Below are 25,136 nucleotides of genomic sequence, written 5' to 3'. Positions count from 1 at the left end.
TCTCGAAACTTGCGAAATCAGGGGGCCATCATGTCCGATACTCCGAATCTTGATGACCACGAACTCACAGCCGAAGAATTGGCAGCTATCGAAGAACAGTTCGACGAAGGTGCCGCCGTACGGCAGGTTACGCCGACAACCGGCAAGGTCCTGCGCGTTGTAGCCCTGATCTTTGCGTTCTACGAATTCTTTACTGCGGGCTTCGGCCTGCCAGCTGATCATTGGCACATGGGCATCTACCTGGCCCTGCTGTTCATTTTGGTTTATGCTACGATCCCGATTATCGGAGTCAAAAGCCTTTATGCGCTTAAGGTCAGCCGGTTCCGGATAGGCAACATCCCCCTTTACGATCTGGTCTTCATGGCGCTTGGCATCATTGCAGCGCTTTATGTCGGCCTTGCCTGGCGCGGCATTCCGTTTCTGGGCATCGAGGAACAGACGTTCCGAATGGGTAACCCGAACAGTTATGACGTGGTGCTGGGTGTTGTCATCATTCTGCTGGTGCTCGATATCGCGCGGAGAACACTGGGCTGGGTGCTGCCTCTGATCATTTGTGGGTTCATCTCCTATGCATTGCTCGGGCCATATTTCCCCGGCTTGCTGCAACATCCCGGCGTGAACTTCAAAACCTTCGTGTCTTCGATGTATTTCCCGCAGGAAGGCATTTATGGGGTCACGTTGTGGGTCGTCTCGACCATAGTCTTCCACTTTGTGCTGTTTGGCGTGATCGCGCAGCGCACGGGGCTAGGTCAGTTATTCATCGACAACGCAACCATTCTTGCCGGGCGCTATACAGGTGGGCCTGCGAAGGTATCGGTAGTATCCTCTGCCTTTTTCGGCACAATTTCCGGGTCATCGGTCGCAAACACCGTGTCGACTGGTGCGCTGACCATTCCGAACATGAAGCGGCTCGGGTATCCCGGCCACTTTGCGGGTGGCGTTGAGGCCGCGTCCTCAGCCGGCGGGCAGATAACGCCTCCGATCATGGGGGCAGCAGCCTTCATCATGGCAGAGTTCCTTGAGGTGCCCTATACGACTATTGTAATTGCGGCGATTTTCCCTGCTCTCCTGCACTATGTCGGCGTATTTGCGGTTGTGCACCTGATGGCGCGCAAGCTGAACCTGAAGGGTTTGGCCAAAGAGCAACTACCGCAACTTAAAGCCGTGTGGAGCGAAGGTTGGGCCAACATCGTGCCCCTGATTGGGCTGCTTGTCGTGCTGTTTACTGGCTATACGCCTTTCATGTCCGCATTCTGCGGCATCTCGCTGGCAGTGATTGCAGGAATGTCACGCCTGAAACAGCCACCAACGCTGATCTACGCCGCGGCGTTCCTGGCGTTTGTTTTGTGGAAGTTCTCAGATGGCGGGTTTGATCTGACTATGACAACCATTCTGTGCGCACTGTCGGTGGTTGCAACGCTGAACCCGCAGAAACGCATCGAAGTTCCCGAAATGCTTCAGGCGATCGAGTTGGGCGTGAAATACTCGCTGGCGGTCGGCGCTGCTGCCGCTGCTGTGGGCATTGTCGTCGGTGTGATCAACACGACGGGCATCGGGTTCCGCATCGGCTTCATGGTGACGCAGGGGGCGGGAAACCTGGCGTCGGATATGTATAACCTGTTGTCCTTTGACAGTTTCCAGCTGTTTGCGGTCGAAGACCTTCAACTGTTCATCTCGCTGATCTTTATCGCAATCGTTTGTATCCTGATGGGTGCCGGTATCCCCACAACCGCGCTTTACATTATGCTGGTCTCTGTTGCACAGCCCGCGTTGGCACAACTGGGCGTACCGCCGATCGCAAGCCACTTGTTCGTGCTCTACTATGGTGTCGTGTCCGAAATTACGCCACCGGTCTGCACTTCGGCCTACGCGGCAGCGGCCATCGCAAACTCGAACCCATTCCGAACTGGATTGTCCGCCTTCACGCTGGGCTTGGGGAAAGTCATTGCCCCTATGGCATTTGTCTACGCTCCGGTTCTGCTGTTTGTGTCCTCAACCGGGTTCAATCTGTGGGAGTTCACCTATACTGCGACCAGCTGTATCGCAGGGGTCATTGCGTTGTCGGCGGCTGTGGTCGGGTACTGGCTGACACCCCTGAACGTGGCTTCGCGGATACTGATGGCCATCGCAGGCGTAATCTTCGTGGCGCCGACTTTGACCGCCGATTTGGTCGCATTGGTGGTCGCGTCGCCAGTGATCGTCACCCAGTTGCTCGCCCGCAACCGCAGCCATTCCACGGTCTGACAAGATGGCCGAACAAGTCACCATAATTGGCGCTGGTATCGTCGGCATCTGCTGTGCTTTGTCGTTGCAGGAACGCGGTATCCCGGTTCGGCTGGTCGACAAGGGGGAACCTGGTCAGGAAACGTCGTTCGGAAACGCGGGCGTCGTTTCACCGTGGTCGATTATTCCACAATCCTTGCCGGGCATTTGGAAAAAGCTGCCAGCAATGTTGCTGGACCGAAAAAGCGCCCTGTCGGTTCGGTTGTCCTTCTGGCCAAAAATGGTGCCGTGGGGGATGCGGTTTCTTGGGAATTCCCGTGAAAAGACCGTTCGCGAGATTGCGGACGCGATGGAGCTGTTATGCAGGCCGTCTATCGATTTATATCGCCGGCACCTGCAGGGTACAGGGCAAGAGAACCTGATCACCGACAGCTACTACGTTCACGCTTTTCGCCGACCCGAACAGGCCAATCTGGACGGGTTGGATTATCTTATCCGGTTGGAAAAAGGCGGTCAGTTGGAGCGCATCAATGGCGACGAGCTGCAGCGCATAGAACCTGCTCTGACGCGTGAGTATAAAGCGGCGGTTCTGATCAAAGGGCAGGCGCGGATTACGTCACCGGGGCGGATTGGCGCGGTTCTGGCGGAAAAAGCGCGCAGTCAGGGTGCCGAGATCATAAGGACCGAGATTACTGGTTTGACCCGCGCAGAGGCCGGCGGTTGGCACCTGGCCACGCCCGGAGAAACACTCCACGCGGCCAATGTGGTTCTTGCAGCAGGCGTCTGGTCTGCGGACCTTCTCAAACCACTGGGCATTTCCGTTCCGCTGGTAGCAGAGCGCGGATACCATGTTGAATTCCCAACCCCGTCTGTCTGCTTGAACAATTCGATTATGGATGTGGATGCAAAGGTGGTCGCAAGTTCAATGCAAGATGGCCTCCGGGTCGCGGGAACGGCTGAATTCGCGAGTATTGACGCACCACCAGACCCCCGTAAGCAAGCGACCCTGACGGGGCAGGCAAAAGCAATGGTGCCGGACCTCGATACCAGTCAGGCACTATTTTGGATGGGGCGGCGCCCATCCTTTCCTGACAGCCTGCCAGCGATTGGGCAACTTGATGGGGAATCTGGCCTTTATAGCGCCTTTGGGCATTCGCACTACGGGTTAATGATGGCGCCAAAAACGGGGGAATTAGTGGCGGATCTTTTGTCTGGTCGCCACCTTAATATCAACCTGGACCAGTTTTCTCTGGCTCGGTTCTGAGCTTCACCGCGTTTACATCTGAAGGACTTGGGTAATATGCCGATATACAATGGCGGACAGAACATCTGCGGGGCATCGATCGGTGTGCTGTGTCTAGAGAGCTATTTTCCGAAACCCCCCGGACACATAAAGAACCCGTCGAGTCTGCCGTTTCCGGTTCTCTATGAAATGATTGACGGGGTCACGGTTCCTGCCTTGTTGAATAACCCCACGCCTGATCTGTTGGTGCCCTTTATCAAGGGGGCTCAACGATTGGAGGCTGAGGGCGTACGAGCCATCACCGGCAGTTGCGGTTTTCTGGCCTTGTTTCAAAAAGAGCTCGCGGCCGCCGTTTCCATTCCTGTTTTCGCGTCAAGCCTGATTCAGGTGCCCTTGGCCTATCACATGACCGGTGCCAGCGCGCCGGTTGGAATACTGACTGCCAACGCTGCTGCATTGACGTCTCGGCATTTTGAAGGTGTGGGCGCAGAAGGCATCCCGGTGGCGGTAAAAGGGCTGGAAGATACCAGTGAATTTGCCGATGTGATCCTGCGAAACACACGAACAAGGATGGATACAGACCTGATCGAAGCCGAAGTTCTGAACGCGGCTCGCAGCCTTAAGCGCGAAGCGCCGGAAATACGTTCTCTGGTTTTGGAGTGCACGGATTTGCCGCCTTATGCCGCGCGTATTCAGGAAGAGCTCAAACTGCCGGTTTTCGACCTTACAACTCTGGCGCAAATGGCTCATTCAGTTGCAACTCGAGCACCATATTCGGGGCTGATGCCCTGGGCTTAGCCTGCCGGCTTATCCGGGACGGATCATTGGGGCGTATTGAGAGTTGCCAATACAAGCTGGGCCAAAGCTTGCTTGATTGGACACTTTAGCCTTCGCCCGGTACGAACGTGCCAATGGGAGTTTGAATTGTCCGTAGAAATATCCATCCTTTTGATAGCTATCTGCCTGGGCGCAGTACTTCAGGTTGGAGTGGGAATAGGCTTCAGCATTGTTGCAGGTCCACCCATGATGATCTTGCTGGGTACGGCGGCCGCGGTCCCTCTGTTGCTATTGTTAAATACAATCGTTTCAGCAGTCGCTACGGACAGGCGCATTCTGGCAGTCGAACGAAAAACGATTGGCACTGCAATCACCGGATGTTTGATCGGTGTGGTGCTTGGATTAGCCATCTATCCATATTTAAGCGAGCCTTTCGTGTTGGCATTGACTGGGTGTCTTTTGCTGATTGGCCTGTTGACGACAATGATCCCGACGCATACCGCAATGGGAACCGCTGGTTTTACTGCCGTGTCAGGCTTATCCGGGTTGGCCACTGTCTGGGCCGCGACACCGGGGCCTCTCATGGTTTTCGGGCTGATTGCGAAAGGTCGAACTGCTCGGGATGTAGCCAAGCTGGTTCAACCCATAGCTCTTGTTGCTTACGGCGTCGCCTTTCTGCTGCATAGTTTCTCGGATTGGCAGTCTACTCAATTTGGACCGCAGGTTTGGGCCTTTGTTGGTGTCACAATGATCGGCAGCCTGTGCGGGCGTGCCGCCCGGGCATACCTGCCCCAATCTCTAATAAAATCCACAATACGCTTAATTTCACTTGTGGCTTGCTATGTTCTTTTCCAACGCGCCTATGTGATGGCGTAATTCCAATGGGCGGACGATGACACGCATGGATTTGCTTTCCAAGTTTCCACGGGCCCAGCTCATGTCGGGTATAACTCCGCTAGAGCGCTTAGACCGGATATCACAGGAGTTGCGAATTGATCTCTGGCTCAAACGTGATGACCTGACCGGACTAGGCTTTGGCGGCAACAAGACAAGGCAGCTTGAGTTTTATCTCGGCGATGCGCTTGCGAAGGGGGCCGACACCATACTGATCACGGGCGCTGTTCAATCCAACTTTGTACGCTCCGCGGCGGCAGCAGCAGCGGCCTTGGGCCTCAAGTCGGTCTTGCAGCTGGAAGAGCGCGTTCCGGATATGGGCAAAGATTATTACACGTCTGGCAATGTCCTGCTGGCCAAAATTCTGGGTGCCGAACACATGAGCTATCCTGTCGGCGAGGACGAAGCCGGCGCGGATGCCGCGCTACATGCGCGTGCGGATAAGTTGAGAGCGCAAGGCCGCAAGCCGTATGTCATACATCTGGGGCTAAATCACCCGCCGCTTGGCGCGCTGGGCTACGTTGAAGCAGGCCATGAGCTTTGCCAACAGATGCCGGATTTTGATGCTGTAGTCGTTCCATCCGGCAGCGGTGCGACCCACGCTGGATTGCTAGCAGGGGTTAGGCTGTCAGGGGTTTCCGCTCCTGTGTTTGGCGTTTGCGTGCGTCGGAGTCGTCAAATGCAACATGAACGGTTGAATGTTGTTTTGGAAAAACTGTCGGACCTGTTGAGCATTGATCCGGCTTTGGTTCTGGGAGATATCAGTGTTTCAGACGGAGCATTGGATCCGGGCTACGGTAAGTTGGGGCATAAGGCTCGGTCCGCATTGAAGATGATGGCTCGGAAAGAAGGTGTTTTCCTTGATCCTGTCTATAGCGCAAAGACTTTTGCGGGACTGCTGGATCTGGTTCGGGAAGGCCGCATCCAAACCGGTCAGAAAATAGTGATGATCCACACTGGTGGATTGCCTGCGTTGTTTGGATACCAAAGCGCGCTAGAAGATATCTAACGAACGAATGCCAAAGTCGTTTTGTTGGTCTGAGCCGCGAATTTGAAATCGACAATACTTGGTTATTCAATGCTGGGCTATAAGTGGTTCGAGTATCCCTATGAATCGCTGCGCCTCGCCTAGGCGAGGCAAGTAGCTATAGACCCTGAAGCGTCTTGCAGTTTAGGGAACTGGGTTGCCAGGACGGATGCCGCACTGGATGTCTGGCAATAATTGGTGGCAGTTGGTTCAAGCAAGGTGTTGCGGCGGTAATACGGCTCCAGTTCACCTCGCCAAGACGACGCGGCATCAGATGAAAAGTCGCGATTGACTGAGGTATGTAATTCGTGTTGCGTGACTAAACCAATCAATTCTAGAATGTAGCATGACAATTTGGTTTCCTAACCCCGACACGTTAACTTCGCCGTTACATGCCAGTCTGGCCCAGGCTATTGCTAAGGCTATTTCAGATGGGCGATTGCCAAAGGGTACGCAATTGCCGACGCACCGGAAGATGGCTGAGAAGCTGAACCTTAGCATCCATACGGTCAGTAAGGCCTATGACAGTCTGCGGCGGCAACGGCTGATTGATGGACAAGTCGGCCGTGGCAGTTATGTCCTGGATCCCGATACGGCCAATGACCAGCCTTTCAAACTGAGCTCGGACCGAGATGGCGGGTTTGATCTGTCGATTTCCCGTCCCGCTTTCTCGCAGGAACATGTTGATCGGTTTCGGCAAGTTCTGAAGGAACTGCCTGAAGGTTTGGACCCTAGCTATTTCCTGTCTTGTCGGCCGAATGCAGGACATGATGCGCATCGCAAGGCCGGGGAGATTTGGTTAAAACACTGCGGGTTGGACGTCGGGTCCGAGCGGATCATTATGACCAATGGGGTCAGTCACGGTATGTCGGCGGCACTATCTGCGCTGGCGCGCGCCGGTGACACTGTGGTGACTGGCAAGACGACCCATCATTTGTTGGTTTCTGGTTGTTCCTATCTTGGTCTGAACCTCGAAGGTCTGGATGTGGACGGCGAGGGCATTGTGCCAGACGCCCTTGAGAAATTTTGCCGTGAGAATACAGCCAAAATATTGTTTCTGCTGCCATCTTTGGCAAATTCTACGGTGGAGATGATGTCAGAAGAACGCCGGAGAGCGATTGTCGAGATTGCGCGGCGGCACGACCTTCACATCATCGAAAATGATGCTTTCGGACCCGTGGCCGAGGATCGCCCGACACCTGTCGCTGCGCTCGCCCCTGAGCGTACGATTTACCTCACAACATTTACTAAATGCACAGTGTCGGGATTGCGTGCCGGATATATGGTTGCGCCCGAACATCTGCTTCCGGCTTTGACCGGTAGAATTGTCGTGTTTGGCTGGATGGCCACTCCGCTGATGTGCGAGATTGCAACGCGCTGGGTGCTGGACGGCACAGCGCTGGAGCTCGCAAAGTGGCAACGCAATGCGTTGAGAAAACGCTACGAAGTTGCCTGTGAGGCGCTGCGAGGTTTGCAATGGCGCGGCCATCCGTCAGCCCTGCATCTATGGTTGTCTTTGCCGGAAGGGTGGCGCACAGATGCATTCGTTCAATACGCTCGGCAGCTAAAAGTGTCTGTCTCACCAGACACGCCGTTCCTTACGCCAAAGACACCCTCGCAAAACGCTATAAGGATTTCTCTTGGAAGCATTCAGGACCCCGACCGTTTCCGGCAGGGGTTGGATTTGATTTCAAGCTTGGTGACTCAATCCGCCGAAGCGCTGGCGCCGCACGAATATTGATATTGTCACGCGACAATAAAAAAATTGACATGCAGTACAATTTTTCCCAATACCTGTCGCAGCGGCGTTCACAAGCCGACGTGACATGGAGGAAATCATGGCTCAATCAGTCAAATTTACGCTCGGGGCCATTACGGCTGCCGGAATTGCACTTACTGCCGTAACAGCAGCACAAGCGGATACCTGGCGATACGCTTTTGAAGAGGCGATGGCCGACGTTCAGGGGGTTTACGCCCAAAAGTTCAAAGAAGAGATCGAGGCGAACTCGGATCACGAAATCCAACTGTTCCCTTATGGTACCTTGGGTGAATCCGCTGACATTATGGAGCAGACCCAGGACGGTATCCTGCAATTCGTTGACCAGTCCCCAGGCTTCACCGGCTCACTGATCCCCGAAGCTCAAGTGTTTTTCGTCCCATATCTTCTGCCCACCGATCAGGATCATCTGGCGCGTTTTTATAAAGAGAGCAAAGCCATCAACGATATGTTCAAACCACTTTACGCCGATCAAGGGCTGGAGTTGTTGAACATGTTCCCCGAAGGTGAGGTCGCGATGACGACCAAGACGCCGGTTGCCACCTGTTCCGATCTTAACGAGGTCAAGTTCCGCGTCATGACCAACCCGCTGCTGGTGGAAAGCTACAAGGCCTTTGGCGCAACGCCGACCCCGCTGCCTTGGGGCGAAGTCTACGGTGGTTTGCAGACCAACGTGATTCAGGGGCAGGAGAACCCGACTTTCTTTCTGTACTCGACCAAGATCTACGAAGTTACCGATTACATCGCCTATGCGGGTCACAACAATTTCACGACCGCAGTGATGGCAAACAAAGACTTCTATGACGGGTTGAGCGCCGAGGATCAGCAAGTGGTCCAGAATGCTGCAAAAGCTGCTTATGACCACGTGGTGGTCTACCAGCAGCAAGCGGCAGAAACCGAGTTGGCGAAAATCATGGAAGCCAAGCCCGAGATGAATGTCACCGTGTTGTCTGACGAGCAGCGTGCCTGCTTCAAAGAAGCAGCCGCCGAGGTCGAGGCGAAGTTCATCGAAATGACCGGGGACAATGGTGCAGCTATCCTTGAGCAGATGAAAGCGGATCTGGCTGCCACTGCAAACTAACGATCTTTGATGAAAATGGCGGGCCAGATCATTGACTGGCTCGCCATCAGGTGACGGGGAAGATCATGGACAATCCGCACGACACGGCCCTTCCGGGCTTTCTGGGCGTTCTGGACAGTGCAATCAGTCGCATTGAATCGTTTTTGCTGGCGGCAGGCGTGTTGCTTATGGCGGTCAACACTGTGGCGAATGTCGTTGGCCGGTTTGTACTGGGAAACTCGATCTTCTTTTCCGAGGAGCTGAACCGAATTCTGATTATCCTGATCACATTTGCAGGGATCAGCTATGCTGCACGGCACGCAAGGCACATTCGCATGTCGGCAATTTACGACGCGCTGCCCGCCAAAGCACGCAAGGGCCTGATGGTGGCGATTGCCGTGATCACTGCCGCGTTTATGTTCCTGCTTTGCTATTACTCCGTGAAATACATCGGGGCACAGGCTGCGCGGGGCAGGGTGCTGCCTGCGCTGCAAATCCCTGTCTGGATCATTCTTGTGTGGGTGCCTGCCGGGTTTTTCATGACCGGAACACAATACCTGCTGACCGCAATACGAAACTTTACGTCATTCGGCATCTACCTCTCGACCCATGTCCAAGAAGGGTACGAGAGCGAAGAAGAAATCGAAATCTGAGGGCAATCCGATGGCTGCAACGATCTTTCTGACCATGATTGTCCTGCTTCTGCTGGGCTTCCCGATGATGATCCCCCTGATTGCGGGGGCGCTTGTGGGTTTTCTGATGCTGTTTGGCGATCTGGGCCGAACCGAGACAATGGTGCAGCAGATGATGGCGGGCATACGTCCAGCCTCGCTGATTGCTGTGCCAATGTTCATCTTCGCCGCCGACATCATGACGCGCGGCCAATCGGCAGGTCGGCTGATCAATGTGGTGATGGCTTATGTCGGTCATATCCGTGGTGGTCTGGCGATTTCAACCGCCGCGGCTTGCACCATGTTTGGCGCGGTATCGGGTTCAACTCAGGCGACAGTTGTGGCGATCGGTTCACCTCTGCGGCCGCGCATGCTGAAGGCGGGTTACAAAGACAGTTTCGTACTGGCGCTGATTGTAAATGCCAGTGATATCGCCTTTCTGATCCCTCCTTCGATCGGCATGATTATCTACGGCGTGGTGTCCAGCACTTCGATTGCCGAGCTTTTTATCGCCGGTATAGGGCCTGGCCTGCTGATATTGTTCCTGTTCTCTGTCTACAGCTACATCTACGCGGTCCGAAATAATGTGCCGACAGAACCTAAAGCCAGCTGGTCTGAGCGGTTGAAAACAATGCGCGAGGCGCTGTGGCCAATGGGTTTCCCGGTAATCATCATCGGTGGCATCTACGGGGGCGTTTTCAGCCCGACCGAAGCAGCGGCAGCCTGTGTTCTGTACGCGCTGGTACTAGAAGTGGGCGTATTCCGTTCGATGACGATTGCCAACGTGTATGACACGGCCAAGTCGACGGGGCTGGTTACCGCCATCGTCTTCATCCTAGTGGGCGCGGGCGCCGCGTTTTCATGGGTGATCTCCTTCGCACAGGTGCCGCAACAGATCCTTGGCGCAATCGGAGTGGCGGATATGGGAGCTATTGGGGTTCTCTTCGTGATCTCAATCGCTTTCTTCATTGGCTGCATGTTCGTGGACCCGATTGTCGTCATCCTTATTTTGGTGCCTGTCTTCGCGCCGGTCGTTCAGTCCGTTGGTCTGGACCCGGTACTGGTTGGCACGATCATCACGCTGCAGGTCGCTATAGGTTCGGCCACGCCACCGTTCGGATGCGATATCTTTACCGCAATCGCCGTATTCAAGCGCCCGTATGCCGAAGTGGTACGTGGCACGCCGCCATTTATCGTGATGCTGTTGGCGGTGTCCGTGGCGCTGATCTTCTTCCCGCAGATCGCCCTGTTCCTGCGTGATCTGGCCTTTGCGAAGTAATGGAGAGAGGCCGCTGATGTTCAACTCAATCCTTGTTCCCTTCGACGGTTCAAAAGGGGGCGAAGCTGCCCTGAAGAAGGCTGCTGAACTGGCTAAGTTGTGCAGCGCCGAACTCACCTTGTTGACGGTCTACAGGCACCACTCGCTGCTTGAGGCATCGATGCATGTGGTGCGTTCGGATACACCAGACGATCTGGATGACATCATGTGTGGGCACGCGAAAGAGGTAGCCGAACTCGGTAAATCCATCGCATCGAAGGTTGGCGTTCAGAACTTGCGCGCTTTTGTAAAAGCAGGGCCAGTTGCGCGCACCATTACCAAATTCGCAAATGAGCATGGCAACGACCTGATCGTGATCGGCAGTCGAGGGCTGGGCTCGCTTGAAGGGGCGTTGTTGGGCAGCGTGTCCCACAAAGTTACAAGCTTGGCGGAAACGCCAGTTCTGATTGTTTAAGGAACAAAGATGGCACTCGATATCTCCTCAACCCCGTCGCGCGTGTCCGCCCGGTTGGATGACCGACCGGTCCGTAAGCGGATTGCTCTGGTCGCGCTGGCAACCGATCACACGTCCGAGCGTGATTTTTCCCGCATTTGCGACCCTGACCGTGTCGGCGTGTATGTAAACCGTATAGGGTTCGAGAATCCGACGACCAAGGAAACCCTCATGCGAACCGGCCCCCGGTTGACTGAGGCGGCGGCGCAGATTTTGCCAGGTGAGGATGTGGACGTGATCGCGTATTGTTGTACTGCGGCGTCAATCGTGCTTGGCAATGACGCGGTCACCCGACACCTGAACGCAGCCAAACCAGATACACCTTGCGTTACCCCTAGTTCAGCCGCTTTCGACGCTTTCAAGACCTTGGAGGCCAGCCGTGTGTCGGTGCTTACACCTTATAGCGCCGAGGTGACTGATGAGCTGGCACAGTATTTCGGGACCTACGGCCCGGACGTGATCAACGCCAGCCATTTTGGTCTGACGGATGATCGTGAAATGGCACGGATTTCCGAGGACTGCATCATCGAGGCAGGTATCGCCGCTTGCGATCCGCGCGCGGATGCCCTGTTTCTGTCCTGCACCGGCTTACGCGCCGCCACCTGCGCGCAACGGATCGAAGACCGGTTGGGCAAGCCCGTTGTCACGTCAAATCAGGCCATGGTCTGGCGTTGTCTGCGTCTGGTCGGGCTAAATGAACCAGTGCCAGGATATGGCAAGCTTTTTGAACTCTAATCAGGCAAGATACACCCAATGACACCGAAACTCACGCTTCAGGACAGTTTCTGCGCGCGCGCCCTCATCGACAGGCGTGTTCGGCGGACAGCAACGATCAGCTCACCGTCTCTTAGTGCGATCACCGGCGGAAAAGTATCGCTTAAACTGGAGCAAACGCAGATCACTGGCAGCTTCAAACTACGCGGTGCAACGAATGCGATACTGTCGCTAACGGATGAACAGCGTGCTGCGGGTGTTGTTGGCGTTTCCACCGGCAATCATGGCCGAGGTCTGGCATATGCAGCTGCACAGGCCGGGGTGCGTTGCATCATCTGCATGTCCGAGCTTGTGCCTCAAAACAAAGTCGAAGGCATCAAATCTCACGGGGCCGAAGTGCGCATTGTCGGCCAGTCGCAGGACGACGCGCAGGTTGAGGTCGACAAGCTGGTAGCCGATGGAATGGTTATGCTGCCCCCCTTCGACCATCGCGACATCATTGCGGGTCAAAGCACGATTGCACTGGAGCTGCTGGAACAGACGCCGGATCTGGACACGGTTTTGGTGCCCCTGTCAGGCGGTGGTCTGATTTCCGGTGTGGCCATTGTGATGAAGGCGGTTAACCCTGATATCCGTGTCATCGGCATCTCGATGGAACGTGGTGCGGCCATGTACCAGTGTCTGCAGGCGGGCAGGCCGATCCTGGTTCCCGAGGAGGCAACGCTAGCCGACAGCCTTGGCGGCGGGATTGGTCTGGACAATGCCTACACGTTCGAGATGACGAAATCTCTGGTCGATGACATCGTTCTGGTGAGTGAGGTCGAAATCGCCGACGCTATCCGTCACGCATACTTCATAGAGCGGCAGGTGATCGAGGGCTCCGGCAGCGTTGGAATTGCAGCGCTTCTGTCAGGTAAGATCGGCCCGTTTAATCATTGCGTATCCCTGATCACTGGTCAGAATATCGACATGGCCCTCCACAAACGCCTGATCGACGGGGAAAATGTCGACGTGGCAGCGGAAGCTAAGGCTTAAGGAGGCGCAGATGCCAGATATCAACATCCTGACCGAAGCGGAATTGCGCGCGCTGATGCCATTGGACCTTTCCGCGATCGATTGTGTGGAAGGCGGGTTCAAGGTGCTGGCCGGTGGGCAGGTCCAAATGCCGCCCATTCTTTCGATGCCAATCCCTGACCACAACGGAGAAATTGACGTTAAAACCGCCTATGTGCCGGGATTGGACAGTTTCGCGATCAAGATGAGCCCCGGCTTTTTTGACAATCCAAAGCTGGGCCTACCCAGCACATCCGGCCTTATGGTGCTGTTTGCTGCCAAAACCGGGATGTTAGAGGCTCTCTTGTTGGATAACGGTTATCTGACAGATGTCCGTACTGCGGCGGCGGGGGCTGTGGCCGCGCGCCATCTGTCGCGTGAAGATGCAAAATCCGCCTGTATCCTGGGGTCTGGTATGCAGGCACGTTTGCAGCTCAAGGCGCTGTCGCTGGTTCGCCCGATCACAAAAGCGACCATCTGGGCACGGGACTTTGCTAAGGCCCAGCAGTGTGCCTCCGAAATGAGCGCAGAGCTGGGATTTGAGGTTAACGCCAGCAAAGATGCTGCGGCCTCGGTTTCCTCAGCGGATGTCGTCGTTACCACGACTCCGTCCACTTCTCCGATTGTTCAGGCAGATTGGTTGCGCCCCGGTCAACATATCACGGCGATGGGGTCGGACCAGGACCACAAAAACGAACTGGAGCCCAAATGTTTGGCTCGGGCGGACTTATACGTCCCGGATCGCCAATCACAGACGGAAAGGATGGGGGAATTGCGTAGCGCTATTGCCGCTGGTCTGGTCAAGGCAGACCTCAAGTTCGCCGAGTTGGGCGACATCGCAAGCGGGCAGCGTTCGGGCCGAAAGTCGGACACTGACATAACCATCGCTGATCTAACCGGAACCGGTGTCCAGGACACTGCAATTGCCACCTTCGCCCGACAGCGCGCACAGGACGCGGGTCTGGGAACGATTTTCACCAGCTAAGAGAGTCAAAGATGCCGACACCCACGTTGCATTTCTCCACATCAGAGTTTCAGGCCCGGATCGACAAGACCCGTTCTGAAATGGCCCGACGGGGTATCGACACGCTCATCGTGACCGATCCGTCGAACATGAACTGGCTGACCGGCTATGACGGCTGGTCTTTCTACGTGCATCAATGTGTCGTTCTGACCATGAATGGAGAACCGATCTGGTTCGGGCGCGGTCAGGATGCCAACGGCGCCGTGCGAACCTGCTTTATGGATCCGTCGAATATCATCGGCTACCCTGATCACTACGTCCAATCGACAGAGCGGCATCCGATGGATTACCTGTCCGCTCAATTGACGGATCGGGGTGCAGGTGCCGGCACAATCGGTGTGGAGATGGACAACTACTGGTTCACTGCCGCTGCCTATGCATCACTGCAAAGGAACCTGCCGAATGCTAAATTCAGCGATGCCAACGCGTTGGTCAACTGGCAACGCGCGGTAAAGTCCGAAGCCGAGCTGACCTATATGCGACAGGCCGGGAAGATCGTCGAACGGATGCATCAACGCATTTTCGATAAAGTTGAACCGGGTATTCGCAAGTGTGATCTGGTGGCCGAGATTTACGACGCCGGATTGCGCTATGACGCAGGGATGGGTTTTGGCGGAGACTACCCCGCCATTGTGCCTCTGCTGCCTTCCGGGTCAGATGCGGCGGCACCGCATCTCACCTGGGACGATCAGAAGATGAAGTCCGGCGAGGGCACGTTTTTTGAAATTGCTGGAGCTGTTCATCGTTACCATTGCCCACTGTCTCGCACTGTCTTTCTAGGCAAGCCAACGCAAACATTTCTGGACGCAGAAGTTGCTGTATTAGAAGGCATGGAGGCCGGGCTTGAGATGGCTAAGGCCGGAAACACCTGTGAAGATATCGCTAAGGCGTTTTTCAAAGTGCTGAAGAAATATGGCATCGAAAAAGACAACCGTACGGGTTATCCGATTGGCGTCAGCTACCCGCCCGACTGGGGCGAGCGCACTATGTCTTTGCGCCCCGGCGACACTACGATTTTGCAGGAAAACATGACCTTCCATTTCATGACCGGTCTTTGGATGGAAGATTGGGGTTTTGAGATCACCGAAACTATCCGCATCGGGGAAACAGGTCCCGAATGCCTGTCGAACGTACCTCGCAAGATGTTGGTGAAGGACTGATTGATGAAAGCGAATCCGATTTCACCAACCATTCCGCTGGAACAGGACGGCGTACATCATGGCTTCCTGAAGCTGTCCTACAGCCGGGACGACAGCGCCTGGGGGTCCGTAATGATCCCGCTGACGGTGATTCAGAACGGCAACGGCCCGACCGCACTGTTGACCGGCGCCAATCACGGCGACGAATACGAAGGCCCGGTCGCGCTGCATGAGCTGGCCGCGAATACCCGTGCCGAGGAGGTGACAGGTCGGCTGATCATCGTTCCGGCATTCAATTACCCTGCGTTCCGGGCGGGCACTCGCACTTCTCCCATCGACAAAGGCAACATGAACCGGTCTTTCCCCGGTCGCCCCGATGGCACAGTAACCGAGAAGATTGCCGACTATTTCCAGCGCACGTTGTTGCCGATGGCGGATGTAGCCGTGGACTTTCACTCCGGTGGTAAAACGCTCGACTTTGTGCCCTTTGCGGCTGCCCACATTTTGGATGACAAAGAAACGCAAAGGGCGTGCTTTGCCGCGATGAAAGCGTTCAATGCGCCGTATTCCGTGGAGCTGTTGGAAATCGATAATGTCGGTATGTACGACACTGCTGTGGAGGAAATGGGCAAAGTTCTGGTCACCACCGAGTTGGGGGGCGGAGGGTCATCCACGGCACGCAGCAATGCGATCGCCAAGAAAGGCCTGCGCAATGTGCTGATCCACGCCGGAATCCTGCAGGGAGAAATGCAGCTGGATGAGACCGTGAACCTGACGATGCCGGATGACGATTGTTTCCTGTTCAGCGAAGGTGACGGGCTATACGAGGCAATGATCGATCTTGGTGACCCGGTTTCAAAAGGTGATCTAGTTGCACGGGTCTGGCCATTGGATCGCACCGGACAAGCGCCACAGGAATACCGCGCCCTCCGCGATGGTCTTTTGATCAGCCGCCATTTTCCCGGCCTGATCAAATCTGGCGATTGTGTCGCCGTGCTCGGCGTGACCTGAGCCCATGCAGTTGGACCAACGCGATCTGGACATTCTGCGTGTGCTGTCAACCGAAGGCCGCATCACCAAGGCTGCATTGGCCGATCAGATTGGTCTTTCGGCTACACCCTGCTGGGACAGGCTAAAGAAACTGGAGCAGGCCGGTCTGATCGAAGGATATGGCGCCCGGATCAATCTTAAGAAACTGGCGCCTCACGTGACGGTGTTTGTCGCTGCCGAAATCGCGGACCACACCGCCGCCAGCTTTCGCGCATTTGAAGCTGCAATGCAGCGGTACGATGAGGTTGTGGCCTGCTGGGCGCTGGGCGGCGGCTTTGACTATCTGTTGCAAATCGTCACCCGCGATATCGACGCCTATCAACGCTTGATCGATGAGATGCTGGACGCCCGGATCGGGCTGTCGCGGTATTTCACTTATGTAGTGACCAAGCCGGTGAAAGGCGGCGGTGCACCACCGTTGGACTTACTACTAAAAGGCAGTTGATTCCTCTGCGATCAAAGCAATGTTCAGTCACATCTTCTGCACAGGATAGGCAGATTCTCTTGTAAATACAGGAGAGGAATCATGTTGGATACAGCTCTGTCCGCACGTGTGAATATTCAGGATAAGGCTTTGGTGCGTTCGTTTTCCTACGTAAATGGGAAATGGTGCGCGTCAACAACCGGTGACAGTTTCAGTGTGACTGATCCAGCCAGCGGCGACTATCTGGGCGACGTGACGGCGATGACCGCAGAGGAATCTTCTGCCGCAGTAGACGCGGCAGAGGCAGCCTTTTCGGCTTGGTCCGGTTTATTACCGCAGGAGCGCGCAGCCATCCTGCGTCGCTGGTTCGAATTACAGATCGAACATAAGGAAGATCTGGCCCGCATCATGGTGCTAGAACAAGGCAAACCGATTTCGGAAGCCCGCGGTGAAATCGACTATGGCGCAGCTTTTGTCGAATTCTATGCAGAGGAGGCAAAACGCCCCAATATCGAAGGCATCACCAGTCATCTGCCGGATGCCGAGGTTGAGCTGTGGCGTGAACCAGTAGGTGTCGCAGCTCTGATTACTCCGTGGAATTTCCCGTCGGCTATGTTAACACGTAAGGCCGCGGCGGCACTGGCGGCTGGCTGTACCGTGGTTGCACATCCATCGGGTGAAACACCATTCAGCGCGCTGGCGTTGGCCGAATTGGCTGAACGCGCCGGCATACCCGCGGGCGTATTCAATGTGGTGACAGGATCCGCACCAACCGTGGTGGAGCCATGGACGCGCGATCCACGCGTTCGTGCGCTGTCTTTCACCGGGTCGACGGAGATTGGCAAGTTGCTCTACCGACAATCGGCCGAGACGGTTAAGCGGTTGGTGATGGAACTGGGCGGCCACGCGCCGGTTATTGTATTCAAAGGCACTGATTTGGACGTAGCTGTCGCAGAGACAATTAAAGCCAAGTTTGCCACGTCGGGTCAGGACTGTCTGGGTGCAAACCGAATATTTGTAGAACGTCCTGTTTATGACGAGTTCTGCGTCAAATTCACCGAGGCTGCGCAAAAGCTAACTGTTGGATTCGGGGTGGATGACCCGGATATTGGCCCGCTGATGAATGAAAATGCGGTTGCGAAACAGGAAGATCATGTGGCCGACGCGCTGGACAAAGGCGCGAAACTGGCTTGTGGTGGCAAAAGGCATTCGCTTGGTCCGCTGTTTTATGAACCAACAGTACTGGTCGATGTACCGGCCGATGCGCGCATCCTGTCCGAGGAAACATTTGGCCCGGTCGCCCCCATCACTCCGTTCGATACCGAGGACGAGGTGATCGCCCGTGCAAATGACGGCGAATATGGTCTGGTTGCCTATCTCCACAGCCATGATCCGCGTCGCATCTACCGTGTGAGCCGCGCGCTGCAATTTGGCATGGTGGCCGTCAACCGTACCAAAGTGACCGGTGCGCCCATTCCTTTTGGTGGCACCAAGCAATCCGGGCTGGGCCGCGAGGGCGCGCGCCAGGGAATGGAAGAATTCACCGACATCAAATACGTCTGCCGTGATTGGGCGTGAGAAAGGACTAAAACATGCTTAGGAACGATCAACTCGACCAATGGGACCGCGAGAATTTCTTTCATCCGTCTACTCATCTGGCACAACATGCCAGAGGCGAAAGTCTGAACCGGATCATTAAGACCGCTAGCGGTGTATTCATCGAAGACCGCGACGGTACCAAACTGTTGGATGCTTTCGCCGGCCTTTATTGCGTCAATGTTGGCTATGGTCGTCAGGACATCGCCGATGCCATCGCGGATCAGGCACGTGAACTGGCTTATTACCACTCTTATGTAGGTCACGGCACCGAAGCCTCGATCACGCTGTCGAAAATGATCCTCGACCGGGCGCCTGCGAACATGTCCAAGGTGTATTTTGGCCTCGGCGGATCGGACGCGAATGAGACCAACGTCAAGCTGCTCTGGTATTACAACAACATACTGGGACGCTCTGAAAAGAAAAAGATCATCTCGCGCTGGCGAGGATACCATGGGTCTGGGTTGGTGACGGGATCGCTGACAGGGTTGGAGTTGTTTCATAAGAAGTTCGACCTGCCTGTGGAGCAAGTGATCCACACCGAGGCACCATACTACTACCGCCGCGTAGACCTTGATCAGACTGAAGAGCAGTTCGTAGCCCACTGTGCAACTGAGCTTGAAGCGCTGATTGAGCGTGAAGGGGCTGACACAATTGCTGCATTCATCGGAGAACCCATTCTGGGTACCGGCGGTATCGTTCCTCCGCCCGAGGGGTATTGGGCCGCGATCCAGGCCGTTCTGAAAAAGCACGACATTCTTCTGGTCGCTGACGAGGTTGTGACTGGGTTTGGACGCCTCGGGACAATGTTCGGATCGGATCACTATGGAATAGAGCCCGATATCATTACCATCGCCAAGGGCCTGACGTCCGCATATGCTCCACTTTCGGGGTCAATCGTCAGTGACAAGGTCTGGAATGTGTTAGAGCAAGGCACTGATGAGAACGGACCCATAGGGCATGGCTGGACCTATTCGGCGCATCCAATCGGGGCCGCCGCCGGTGTTGCGAACTTGAATCTGATCGACGAGTTGAACCTTGTCAGCAATGCAGGCGATGTTGGGGCTTATCTGAACACCACCATGACCGAAGCGCTGGCGGATCATCCACAAGTGGGCGACGTGCGCGGTGAGGGTATGCTGTGTGCAGTAGAATTCGTGAAGGACAAGGACAACCGTGCCTTCTTCGATGCGGCGGACAAGATTGGACCACAAATCTCTGCGAAACTTCTGGATCAGGACAAGATCATCGCCCGAGCCATGCCTCAGGGCGACATACTCGGGTTCGCACCGCCCTTCTGTCTAACCCGAAAGGAAGCCGATCGAGTGGTAGAAGGCACGGTACGCGCCGTTAACGCCGTATTGGGGTAGAGGATTATTCCTTTAAGTAGTTTGACCGGGTTCTCTCGCAACCCGGTCAAAATCGACTGTCAGCTTTTGCAAGGCGACAGAAACAGCATTTAGGCTTGGCAATTGGTGATCTAAGTCTGAGATGATTGGCGACCGTTCTGAGCCTGAGTTTTTGCCAAACGTGAAAATCTGTCGTTTCCGAATTTAATTCTGTCCGAAACAACGAGTGAATAACGCACCGGGGTGCGCGCAAATTGGAGGCTGCTGTGAACAGGAGCTTTCATGCGATACTCAGCTCTGAAGATCTTAAAAGAGGCGGTGACTGGCCACAAAGGTTGGACCCCGCAATGGCGTGACGTCGCGCCTGGCAGAGCCTATGACTATGTCATAATCGGCGGTGGCGGCCACGGGTTGGCGACAGCCTATTACCTAGCCAATGAATTCGGAGCCGCGCGCATTGCGGTTCTGGAGAAAGGTTGGATTGGAGGCGGTAACGTCGGGCGGAACACGACGATTATCCGGTCGAATTACCTGCTGGACGGGAATGAGCCGTTTTATGAGTTTTCCCTCAAACTGTGGGAAAATCTTGAGCAGGAACTCAATTACAATGCGATGGTCAGCCAGCGCGGTATCCTGAACCTCGTGCATTCGGATGCGCAGCGGGATGCGGCGCGGCGGCGGGGCAATGCGATGATCCTGAACGGGTCCGATGCCGAGTTGTTGGATGCCGAAGGCGTACGCGCGATGTACCCGTTTCTGAATTTCAATAATGCGCGGTTTCCGATCAAGGGCGGGTTGTTGCACCGGCGTGGAGGAACCGTTCGCCACGATGCGGTCGCTTGGGGGTTTGCACGCGGCGCGGATATGCGCGGCGTGGATATCATTCAGAACTGCGAAGTCACAGGCTTTCGGATTGAGGGCGGCAAGGTTTTGGGCGTCGAGACCACTCGCGGCTATATCGGCGCGAAAAAGGTGGGCGTCTCTGTCGCGGGCAATTCCAGTCGTGTGATGGCGATGGCGGGAATGCGCCTTCCGATTGAAAGTCACGTTTTGCAGGCGTTTGTCTCAGAGGGGCTCAAGCCTTTCATCCCTGGGGTGATCACCTATGGCGTGGGTCATTTCTATTGCAGCCAGTCCGACAAGGGTGGGTTGGTCTTCGGTGGCGATCTGGACATGTACAATTCCTACGCTCAACGCGGAAACCTGCCGGTGGTCGAGGATGTAGTCGAAAGTGGGATGTCATTGATACCAGCTCTTGGGCGTGCTCGTCTGTTGCGCAGCTGGGGCGGGATCATGGATATGTCCATGGATGGATCGCCCTTCATCGATAAAACGCATATCGACGGGCTCTATTTCAATGGTGGCTGGTGTTATGGCGGCTTCAAGGCGACGCCAGCGTCCGGCTACTGTTTCGCCCATCTTCTGAAGACTGACCGCCCGCATGAAACCGCGACAGCCTATCGGCTGGACCGGTTCATGACCGGGCACATGATCGACGAAAAAGGGCAGGGCGCCCAACCGAACCTGCACTGAGGGGTTTATCAGATGATTATCAACCATCCTTTGCTTGGCCCGCGTGACGCGCAGGAATTCACCTATCTGGGCGACGCGTCCCTCATCAACCGCCCCGACTGGCAGGCTGAGAATGCGGCGCAGGCGTTTCACGATTACCTCTACCTACGCGACAACCCGGCCGGCGAACATCGCGAATTGTGGTTCCACGAACAAGGCGACCGGTCGTGGCTGGTGGTCACTCGCAACACGGTGACGCACGAAATTCTGAAAGTCGAGCTGGCGCGAGATGTCGCCAAAGCCGCAAGGAAGGCTGCCCAATGATACAACACAATCGTCTGAATGGTGGCCTGATCAACCGTGACGCCAGCCTGAGCTTCAAATTCGACGGCAAGTCTTATCAGGGGTTTGAAGGCGACACACTGGCCTCGGCCCTGCTGGCCAATGGCGTGCGGCTGATGGGCCGGTCGTTCAAATATCACCGTCCGCGCGGGCCGCTGACAGCGGGTAGCGAAGAGCCGAATGCGCTGGTCGAGCTGCGCTCGGGCGGGCGGCAGGAACCCAACACGCGTGCCACCGTGGCCGAGCTTTATGACGGGTTGAACGCCAACTCGCAGAACCGCTGGCCGTCGCTGGAACGCGACTTTATGGCGATCAACGACCGGTTCTCGAATTTTCTGACCGCGGGCTTCTATTATAAGACGTTCATGTGGCCCAAGGCGTTCTGGGAAAAGCTGTATGAGCCGATCATCCGCAAGGCCGCTGGTCTGGGCAGCCTGACCGGAGAGGATGATCCGGATGCTTATGACAAAGGGTTTCTGCACTGCGATCTGCTGATCGTCGGGGCTGGGCCGACAGGTTTGACGGCAGCTTTGACCGCAGGGCGTGCGGGCGCGCAGGTCATTCTGGCCGATGAAGACTTCCGCTTAGGCGGACGCCTGATCGCTGAAACGGGGTCTCTGGCTGACATGTCCGGCGCAGATTGGGTTGCGCAGACGCTGGCCGAGCTGGCGTCGATGAAGAATGTGCGAGTGATGCCGCGCACGACAGTTTTTGGTGCTTATGACCATGGAATTTACGGTGCCGTTGAACGCAATGCGGATCACGTGATCGCGCCCGATGCATATAAACCGCGTCAAACCTTGTGGCGTATCTACTCCAAACGCGCGCTTATCGCGACCGGGGCTATTGAGCGGCCCATCGCGTTCGAGAACAACGATCGGCCTGGCATTCTGCTGGCCGGAGCGGTGCGGGCCTATGCCAACCGTTGGGCCGCAACGCCCGCACAATCGGTTGTGGTGTTTGCCAACAATGACGATGCACACCAGACGGCGCGCGATTTGATGGCGCAGGGCGTCCAGGTCCCGGCTATTGTGGATACGCGACCCGATGCACCTGACGGTGAAGGTGCCGAGGTCCTGAAAGGGGCCGAGATCATTAACACCTCGGGTCGTCTGGGGCTGACCTCGGTGCAAGTGCGCACCGACAAAGGCTATACCCGCGAACTGCATTGTGAGGCGCTGGCGATATCCGGCGGTTGGAACCCGAATCTGGGCCTGACGTGCCATCAGCGCGGCCGCCCGGTCTGGAGCGGTGATATTCATGCCTTTGTTCCGGGAGAGGGCCTGCCCGTTGGCCAGATCGTGGCCGGGGCTGCCAAGGGTGACCTGACCACGGATGCGGCGCTGCAAGGTGGCGCGGCGGTGGCTGTGAACGCGCTGGAGGAACTGGGGATCACCGCAACGCCTGTTGACTTGCCCACAGCAGCGGACGCGCCTGTTTCGATCACGCCGTTCTGGCATGTCAAAGGCGCCAACCGCGCGTGGCTGGATTACCAGAACGATGTGACCGTCAAGGACGTCAAGCTGGCGCATCAAGAGAACTTTACCTCGGTCGAGCATCTCAAGCGCTATACCACGCTGGGCATGGCAACGGATCAAGGCAAGACATCCAACGTCGGTGCTCTGGCGGTGATGGCCGAGCTGACAGGTAAGTCAATCCCGGAAACCGGTACGACGATTTTCCGCCCACCCTATACGCCTGTGGCAATGGGGGCCCTTGGTGGTCGCGCGGTCGGCAAGGATTTCCACCCGACCCGCCTGACACCCAGCCACAAATGGGCCGAGGAACAGGGCGCGGTGTTTGTCGAGGTCGGCAATTGGCTGCGCGCCCAATGGTTCCCCCGTAAGGGTGAGACCCATTGGCGGCAATCGGTGGACCGCGAGGTTCTGCAGACCCGCAATTCGGTCGGCGTGTGCGATGTGACAACGCTGGGTAAGATCGACGTGCAGGGTGCAGATGCCGCTGCTTTCCTCAACAAGATCTATGCCAACGGCTTTGCCAAACTGTCCGTCGGCAAGGTGCGCTATGGCCTGATGCTGCGCGAGGATGGCGTGGCCTATGACGACGGCACTGCCGCACGTCTGTCCGAAGACCATTTTGTCGTGACCACGACCACCGCTAACGCGGTTCTGGTCTATCGCAACATGGAATTCGTGCGCCAATGCCTGTGCCCGGATATGGACGTGCAACTGATTTCGACCACCGAGGCCTGGGCGCAGTATGCGGTCGCTGGTCCCAACAGCCGCAAGCTGCTGCAAAAGATCGTGGATCCCGAATTCGACATCTCGAACGAGGCGCTCCCCTTCATGGCCTGCGGTGAGATCACCGTCTGCGGCGGCCTGCGAGCGCGGCTGTTCCGTATCTCATTTTCGGGCGAGCTGGCTTACGAAATTGCCGTGCCCACGCGTTACGGCGATGGCTTGATGCGTGCGCTGATGGAAGCTGGTGAAGAGTTCGATGTAGTTCCTTACGGCACCGAGGCGTTGGGCGTCATGCGGATCGAAAAGGGCCACGCTGCGGGCAACGAGCTGAACGGGACGACAACGGCGCTGAACCTCGGCCTTGGTCGTATGGTCAGCACAAAGAAGGACTGTATCGGCAATGTGCTCAGCCGCCGTGAGGGGATGAACACCCCGGATGCGCTGGCTTTGGTCGGGCTGATGCCGGTGAACGCCAAAGATAGCGTTCCGGCTGGGGGGCACCTGATGAACAAGGACGGGCCAATCGATGCGGGCCATGATCAGGGCTATGTCACCTCGGCGGCCTTTTCGCCGATCCTGAACAGCTCCATTGGTCTGGGCTTTGTCAAAGGCGGTTTCGACCGCATGGGAGAGCAATTGCGTCTGGTCAACCCGCTGGAAGGCCAGGAGGTACTGGTCGAAATTGTCAGCGCTCATTTCGTGGACCCGGAAGGGGAGAAGCTTCGTGCATAAACTGAAACCTATCACCGCGCTGGGGGGCGACACGCCGCGCAGGGATGAAATCGGGGCGATCACAATCACCGAGGTTGCGGATCAAGCCTTGGCCTCGATTGCGGTGCGCGCAGGTCAGCTAGATACCGTGAAGCAGGTGCTGGCTGATAAGATTGGTCTGAACTTGCCGGTGGTCGGCCAATCCGCACAGGCTGGGCCATACGCCGCCTTCTGGACCGGAGCAGAGCAATGGATGATCACGGCCTCGCATGACAGCCACGAACTGTTGGCATTGGAATTGAAGCAAATCGTTGGCGACAATGCATCAGTTGTCGAGCAGACAGATGGATGGTGCCGGTTCGACGTCGCAGGGGAGGGGCTGTGCGATCTGTTTGAGCGTCTGAGCAATGCGCCGGTACGCACAATGGAGACAGGCACCGCGTTGCGTACCACGGCAGAGCATCTGGGTGTGTTCCTATGGCGTCTGGCCGAAGACCGCATAGCGGTCATCGCCCCCCGATCTTCGGCCGGGTCATTGCATCACGGGATGTTGGCCGCAGCCTGGTCGATTGCTTGA

Annotated in this window: 22 protein-coding genes; all 22 read left to right on the top strand. The window is 56.2% G+C overall.

Annotation, left to right across the window (positions count from 1 at the left end; translation table 11 throughout):
* Nucleotides 1–30: 30 nt before the first annotated feature.
* The 22 genes from AC2TCY_RS17235 (at nucleotide 31) to AC2TCY_RS17130 (ending at nucleotide 25,136) form a co-directional block, all read left to right on the top strand.
* A complete protein-coding gene (locus AC2TCY_RS17235; RefSeq protein WP_480849207.1) occupies nucleotides 31–2,244 on the top strand; it encodes a TRAP transporter permease in 2,214 nt (737 codons plus the stop codon).
* Between the two features lie 4 nt (nucleotides 2,245–2,248).
* Entirely contained in the window at nucleotides 2,249–3,487 is a 1,239-nt protein-coding gene (locus tag AC2TCY_RS17230; RefSeq protein WP_480849205.1) for an NAD(P)/FAD-dependent oxidoreductase, read from the top strand.
* A 36-nt stretch (nucleotides 3,488–3,523) separates the two neighbouring features.
* A complete protein-coding gene (locus AC2TCY_RS17225; RefSeq protein ID WP_480849203.1) occupies nucleotides 3,524–4,264 on the top strand; it encodes an aspartate/glutamate racemase family protein in 741 nt (246 codons plus the stop codon).
* A 36-nt stretch (nucleotides 4,265–4,300) separates the two neighbouring features.
* Nucleotides 4,301–5,119, top strand: coding sequence for a TSUP family transporter (locus AC2TCY_RS17220; protein WP_480849201.1), 819 nt, complete (start codon nucleotides 4,301–4,303; stop codon nucleotides 5,117–5,119).
* 61 nt (nucleotides 5,120–5,180) lie between these two features.
* A complete protein-coding gene (locus AC2TCY_RS17215) occupies nucleotides 5,181–6,146 on the top strand; it encodes a D-cysteine desulfhydrase family protein (RefSeq protein WP_480849200.1) in 966 nt (321 codons plus the stop codon).
* 364 nt (nucleotides 6,147–6,510) lie between these two features.
* Nucleotides 6,511–7,905 carry a MocR-like ectoine utilization transcription factor EhuR gene (gene ehuR, locus AC2TCY_RS17210; protein WP_480849198.1) on the top strand — a complete coding sequence of 465 codons (1,395 nt, stop codon included), beginning with the start codon at nucleotides 6,511–6,513 and terminating at the stop codon, nucleotides 7,903–7,905.
* A gap of 97 nt (nucleotides 7,906–8,002) precedes the next feature.
* Nucleotides 8,003–9,022, top strand: a complete 1,020-nt coding sequence (locus AC2TCY_RS17205) for a TRAP transporter substrate-binding protein (RefSeq protein WP_480849196.1) — start codon at nucleotides 8,003–8,005, stop codon at nucleotides 9,020–9,022.
* 65 nt (nucleotides 9,023–9,087) lie between these two features.
* On the top strand, nucleotides 9,088–9,654 hold the full coding sequence (locus AC2TCY_RS17200; protein WP_480849194.1) for a TRAP transporter small permease: 567 nt from the start codon (nucleotides 9,088–9,090) through the stop codon (nucleotides 9,652–9,654).
* A gap of 10 nt (nucleotides 9,655–9,664) precedes the next feature.
* Complete coding sequence (locus tag AC2TCY_RS17195; protein WP_480849192.1) at nucleotides 9,665–10,951, top strand: TRAP transporter large permease; 1,287 nt, start codon at nucleotides 9,665–9,667, stop codon at nucleotides 10,949–10,951.
* A 16-nt stretch (nucleotides 10,952–10,967) separates the two neighbouring features.
* The gene (locus AC2TCY_RS17190) at nucleotides 10,968–11,405 is read left to right on the top strand and encodes a universal stress protein (protein ID WP_480849190.1); all 438 of its coding nucleotides are present in this window, start codon (nucleotides 10,968–10,970) and stop codon (nucleotides 11,403–11,405) included.
* Between the two features lie 9 nt (nucleotides 11,406–11,414).
* A complete protein-coding gene (eutA, locus tag AC2TCY_RS17185; RefSeq protein ID WP_480849189.1) occupies nucleotides 11,415–12,179 on the top strand; it encodes an ectoine utilization protein EutA in 765 nt (254 codons plus the stop codon).
* Between the two features lie 18 nt (nucleotides 12,180–12,197).
* Complete coding sequence (gene eutB, locus AC2TCY_RS17180; protein ID WP_480849188.1) at nucleotides 12,198–13,193, top strand: hydroxyectoine utilization dehydratase EutB; 996 nt, start codon at nucleotides 12,198–12,200, stop codon at nucleotides 13,191–13,193.
* Between the two features lie 10 nt (nucleotides 13,194–13,203).
* Nucleotides 13,204–14,196: an ectoine utilization protein EutC gene (eutC, locus tag AC2TCY_RS17175; RefSeq protein ID WP_480849186.1), complete on the top strand. Its 993-nt coding sequence runs from the start codon at nucleotides 13,204–13,206 to the stop codon at nucleotides 14,194–14,196.
* An 11-nt stretch (nucleotides 14,197–14,207) separates the two neighbouring features.
* On the top strand, nucleotides 14,208–15,395 hold the full coding sequence (gene doeA / locus AC2TCY_RS17170; protein ID WP_480849184.1) for an ectoine hydrolase DoeA: 1,188 nt from the start codon (nucleotides 14,208–14,210) through the stop codon (nucleotides 15,393–15,395).
* A 3-nt stretch (nucleotides 15,396–15,398) separates the two neighbouring features.
* On the top strand, nucleotides 15,399–16,385 hold the full coding sequence (doeB, locus tag AC2TCY_RS17165; RefSeq protein WP_480849183.1) for a N(2)-acetyl-L-2,4-diaminobutanoate deacetylase DoeB: 987 nt from the start codon (nucleotides 15,399–15,401) through the stop codon (nucleotides 16,383–16,385).
* 4 nt (nucleotides 16,386–16,389) lie between these two features.
* Nucleotides 16,390–16,869, top strand: a complete 480-nt coding sequence (locus AC2TCY_RS17160; protein ID WP_480849182.1) for an Lrp/AsnC family transcriptional regulator — start codon at nucleotides 16,390–16,392, stop codon at nucleotides 16,867–16,869.
* 81 nt (nucleotides 16,870–16,950) lie between these two features.
* Nucleotides 16,951–18,426 carry an NAD-dependent succinate-semialdehyde dehydrogenase gene (locus AC2TCY_RS17155; RefSeq protein WP_480849180.1) on the top strand — a complete coding sequence of 492 codons (1,476 nt, stop codon included), beginning with the start codon at nucleotides 16,951–16,953 and terminating at the stop codon, nucleotides 18,424–18,426.
* Between the two features lie 14 nt (nucleotides 18,427–18,440).
* Nucleotides 18,441–19,814, top strand: a complete 1,374-nt coding sequence (locus AC2TCY_RS17150; protein WP_480849178.1) for an aminotransferase — start codon at nucleotides 18,441–18,443, stop codon at nucleotides 19,812–19,814.
* A 261-nt stretch (nucleotides 19,815–20,075) separates the two neighbouring features.
* Nucleotides 20,076–21,326: a sarcosine oxidase subunit beta family protein gene (locus tag AC2TCY_RS17145; protein WP_480849177.1), complete on the top strand. Its 1,251-nt coding sequence runs from the start codon at nucleotides 20,076–20,078 to the stop codon at nucleotides 21,324–21,326.
* A 12-nt stretch (nucleotides 21,327–21,338) separates the two neighbouring features.
* Nucleotides 21,339–21,629, top strand: coding sequence for a sarcosine oxidase subunit delta (locus tag AC2TCY_RS17140; RefSeq protein WP_480849175.1), 291 nt, complete (start codon nucleotides 21,339–21,341; stop codon nucleotides 21,627–21,629).
* Nucleotides 21,626–24,580, top strand: a complete 2,955-nt coding sequence (locus tag AC2TCY_RS17135; RefSeq protein WP_480849174.1) for a sarcosine oxidase subunit alpha family protein — start codon at nucleotides 21,626–21,628, stop codon at nucleotides 24,578–24,580. The genes AC2TCY_RS17140 and AC2TCY_RS17135 overlap by 4 nt, the downstream gene beginning before the upstream one ends.
* Nucleotides 24,573–25,136, top strand: a complete 564-nt coding sequence (locus AC2TCY_RS17130; RefSeq protein ID WP_480849172.1) for a sarcosine oxidase subunit gamma — start codon at nucleotides 24,573–24,575, stop codon at nucleotides 25,134–25,136. The genes AC2TCY_RS17135 and AC2TCY_RS17130 overlap by 8 nt, the downstream gene beginning before the upstream one ends.

Source organism: Ruegeria sp. HKCCD7181 (assembly GCF_057221055.1).
Note: the sequence above shows the minus strand (reverse complement) of the source record. Positions and strands in the feature narration are given on the sequence as shown.

Excerpts from the sequence above, each read along its gene's own strand:
- AC2TCY_RS17235 (WP_480849207.1), top strand. The coding sequence starts at position 31 with ATGTCCGATACTCCGAATCTTGATGACCACGAACTCACAGCCGAAGAA.
- AC2TCY_RS17230 (WP_480849205.1), top strand. The coding sequence starts at position 2,249 with ATGGCCGAACAAGTCACCATAATTGGCGCTGGTATCGTCGGCATCTGC.
- AC2TCY_RS17225 (WP_480849203.1), top strand. The coding sequence starts at position 3,524 with ATGCCGATATACAATGGCGGACAGAACATCTGCGGGGCATCGATCGGT.
- AC2TCY_RS17215 (WP_480849200.1), top strand. The coding sequence starts at position 5,181 with ATGTCGGGTATAACTCCGCTAGAGCGCTTAGACCGGATATCACAGGAG.
- ehuR (WP_480849198.1), top strand. The coding sequence starts at position 6,511 with ATGACAATTTGGTTTCCTAACCCCGACACGTTAACTTCGCCGTTACAT.
- AC2TCY_RS17205 (WP_480849196.1), top strand. The coding sequence starts at position 8,003 with ATGGCTCAATCAGTCAAATTTACGCTCGGGGCCATTACGGCTGCCGGA.
- AC2TCY_RS17200 (WP_480849194.1), top strand. The coding sequence starts at position 9,088 with ATGGACAATCCGCACGACACGGCCCTTCCGGGCTTTCTGGGCGTTCTG.
- AC2TCY_RS17195 (WP_480849192.1), top strand. The coding sequence starts at position 9,665 with ATGGCTGCAACGATCTTTCTGACCATGATTGTCCTGCTTCTGCTGGGC.
- AC2TCY_RS17190 (WP_480849190.1), top strand. The coding sequence starts at position 10,968 with ATGTTCAACTCAATCCTTGTTCCCTTCGACGGTTCAAAAGGGGGCGAA.
- eutA (WP_480849189.1), top strand. The coding sequence starts at position 11,415 with ATGGCACTCGATATCTCCTCAACCCCGTCGCGCGTGTCCGCCCGGTTG.
- eutB (WP_480849188.1), top strand. The coding sequence starts at position 12,198 with ATGACACCGAAACTCACGCTTCAGGACAGTTTCTGCGCGCGCGCCCTC.
- eutC (WP_480849186.1), top strand. The coding sequence starts at position 13,204 with ATGCCAGATATCAACATCCTGACCGAAGCGGAATTGCGCGCGCTGATG.
- doeA (WP_480849184.1), top strand. The coding sequence starts at position 14,208 with ATGCCGACACCCACGTTGCATTTCTCCACATCAGAGTTTCAGGCCCGG.
- doeB (WP_480849183.1), top strand. The coding sequence starts at position 15,399 with ATGAAAGCGAATCCGATTTCACCAACCATTCCGCTGGAACAGGACGGC.
- AC2TCY_RS17160 (WP_480849182.1), top strand. The coding sequence starts at position 16,390 with ATGCAGTTGGACCAACGCGATCTGGACATTCTGCGTGTGCTGTCAACC.
- AC2TCY_RS17155 (WP_480849180.1), top strand. The coding sequence starts at position 16,951 with ATGTTGGATACAGCTCTGTCCGCACGTGTGAATATTCAGGATAAGGCT.
- AC2TCY_RS17150 (WP_480849178.1), top strand. The coding sequence starts at position 18,441 with ATGCTTAGGAACGATCAACTCGACCAATGGGACCGCGAGAATTTCTTT.
- AC2TCY_RS17145 (WP_480849177.1), top strand. The coding sequence starts at position 20,076 with ATGCGATACTCAGCTCTGAAGATCTTAAAAGAGGCGGTGACTGGCCAC.
- AC2TCY_RS17140 (WP_480849175.1), top strand. The coding sequence starts at position 21,339 with ATGATTATCAACCATCCTTTGCTTGGCCCGCGTGACGCGCAGGAATTC.
- AC2TCY_RS17135 (WP_480849174.1), top strand. The coding sequence starts at position 21,626 with ATGATACAACACAATCGTCTGAATGGTGGCCTGATCAACCGTGACGCC.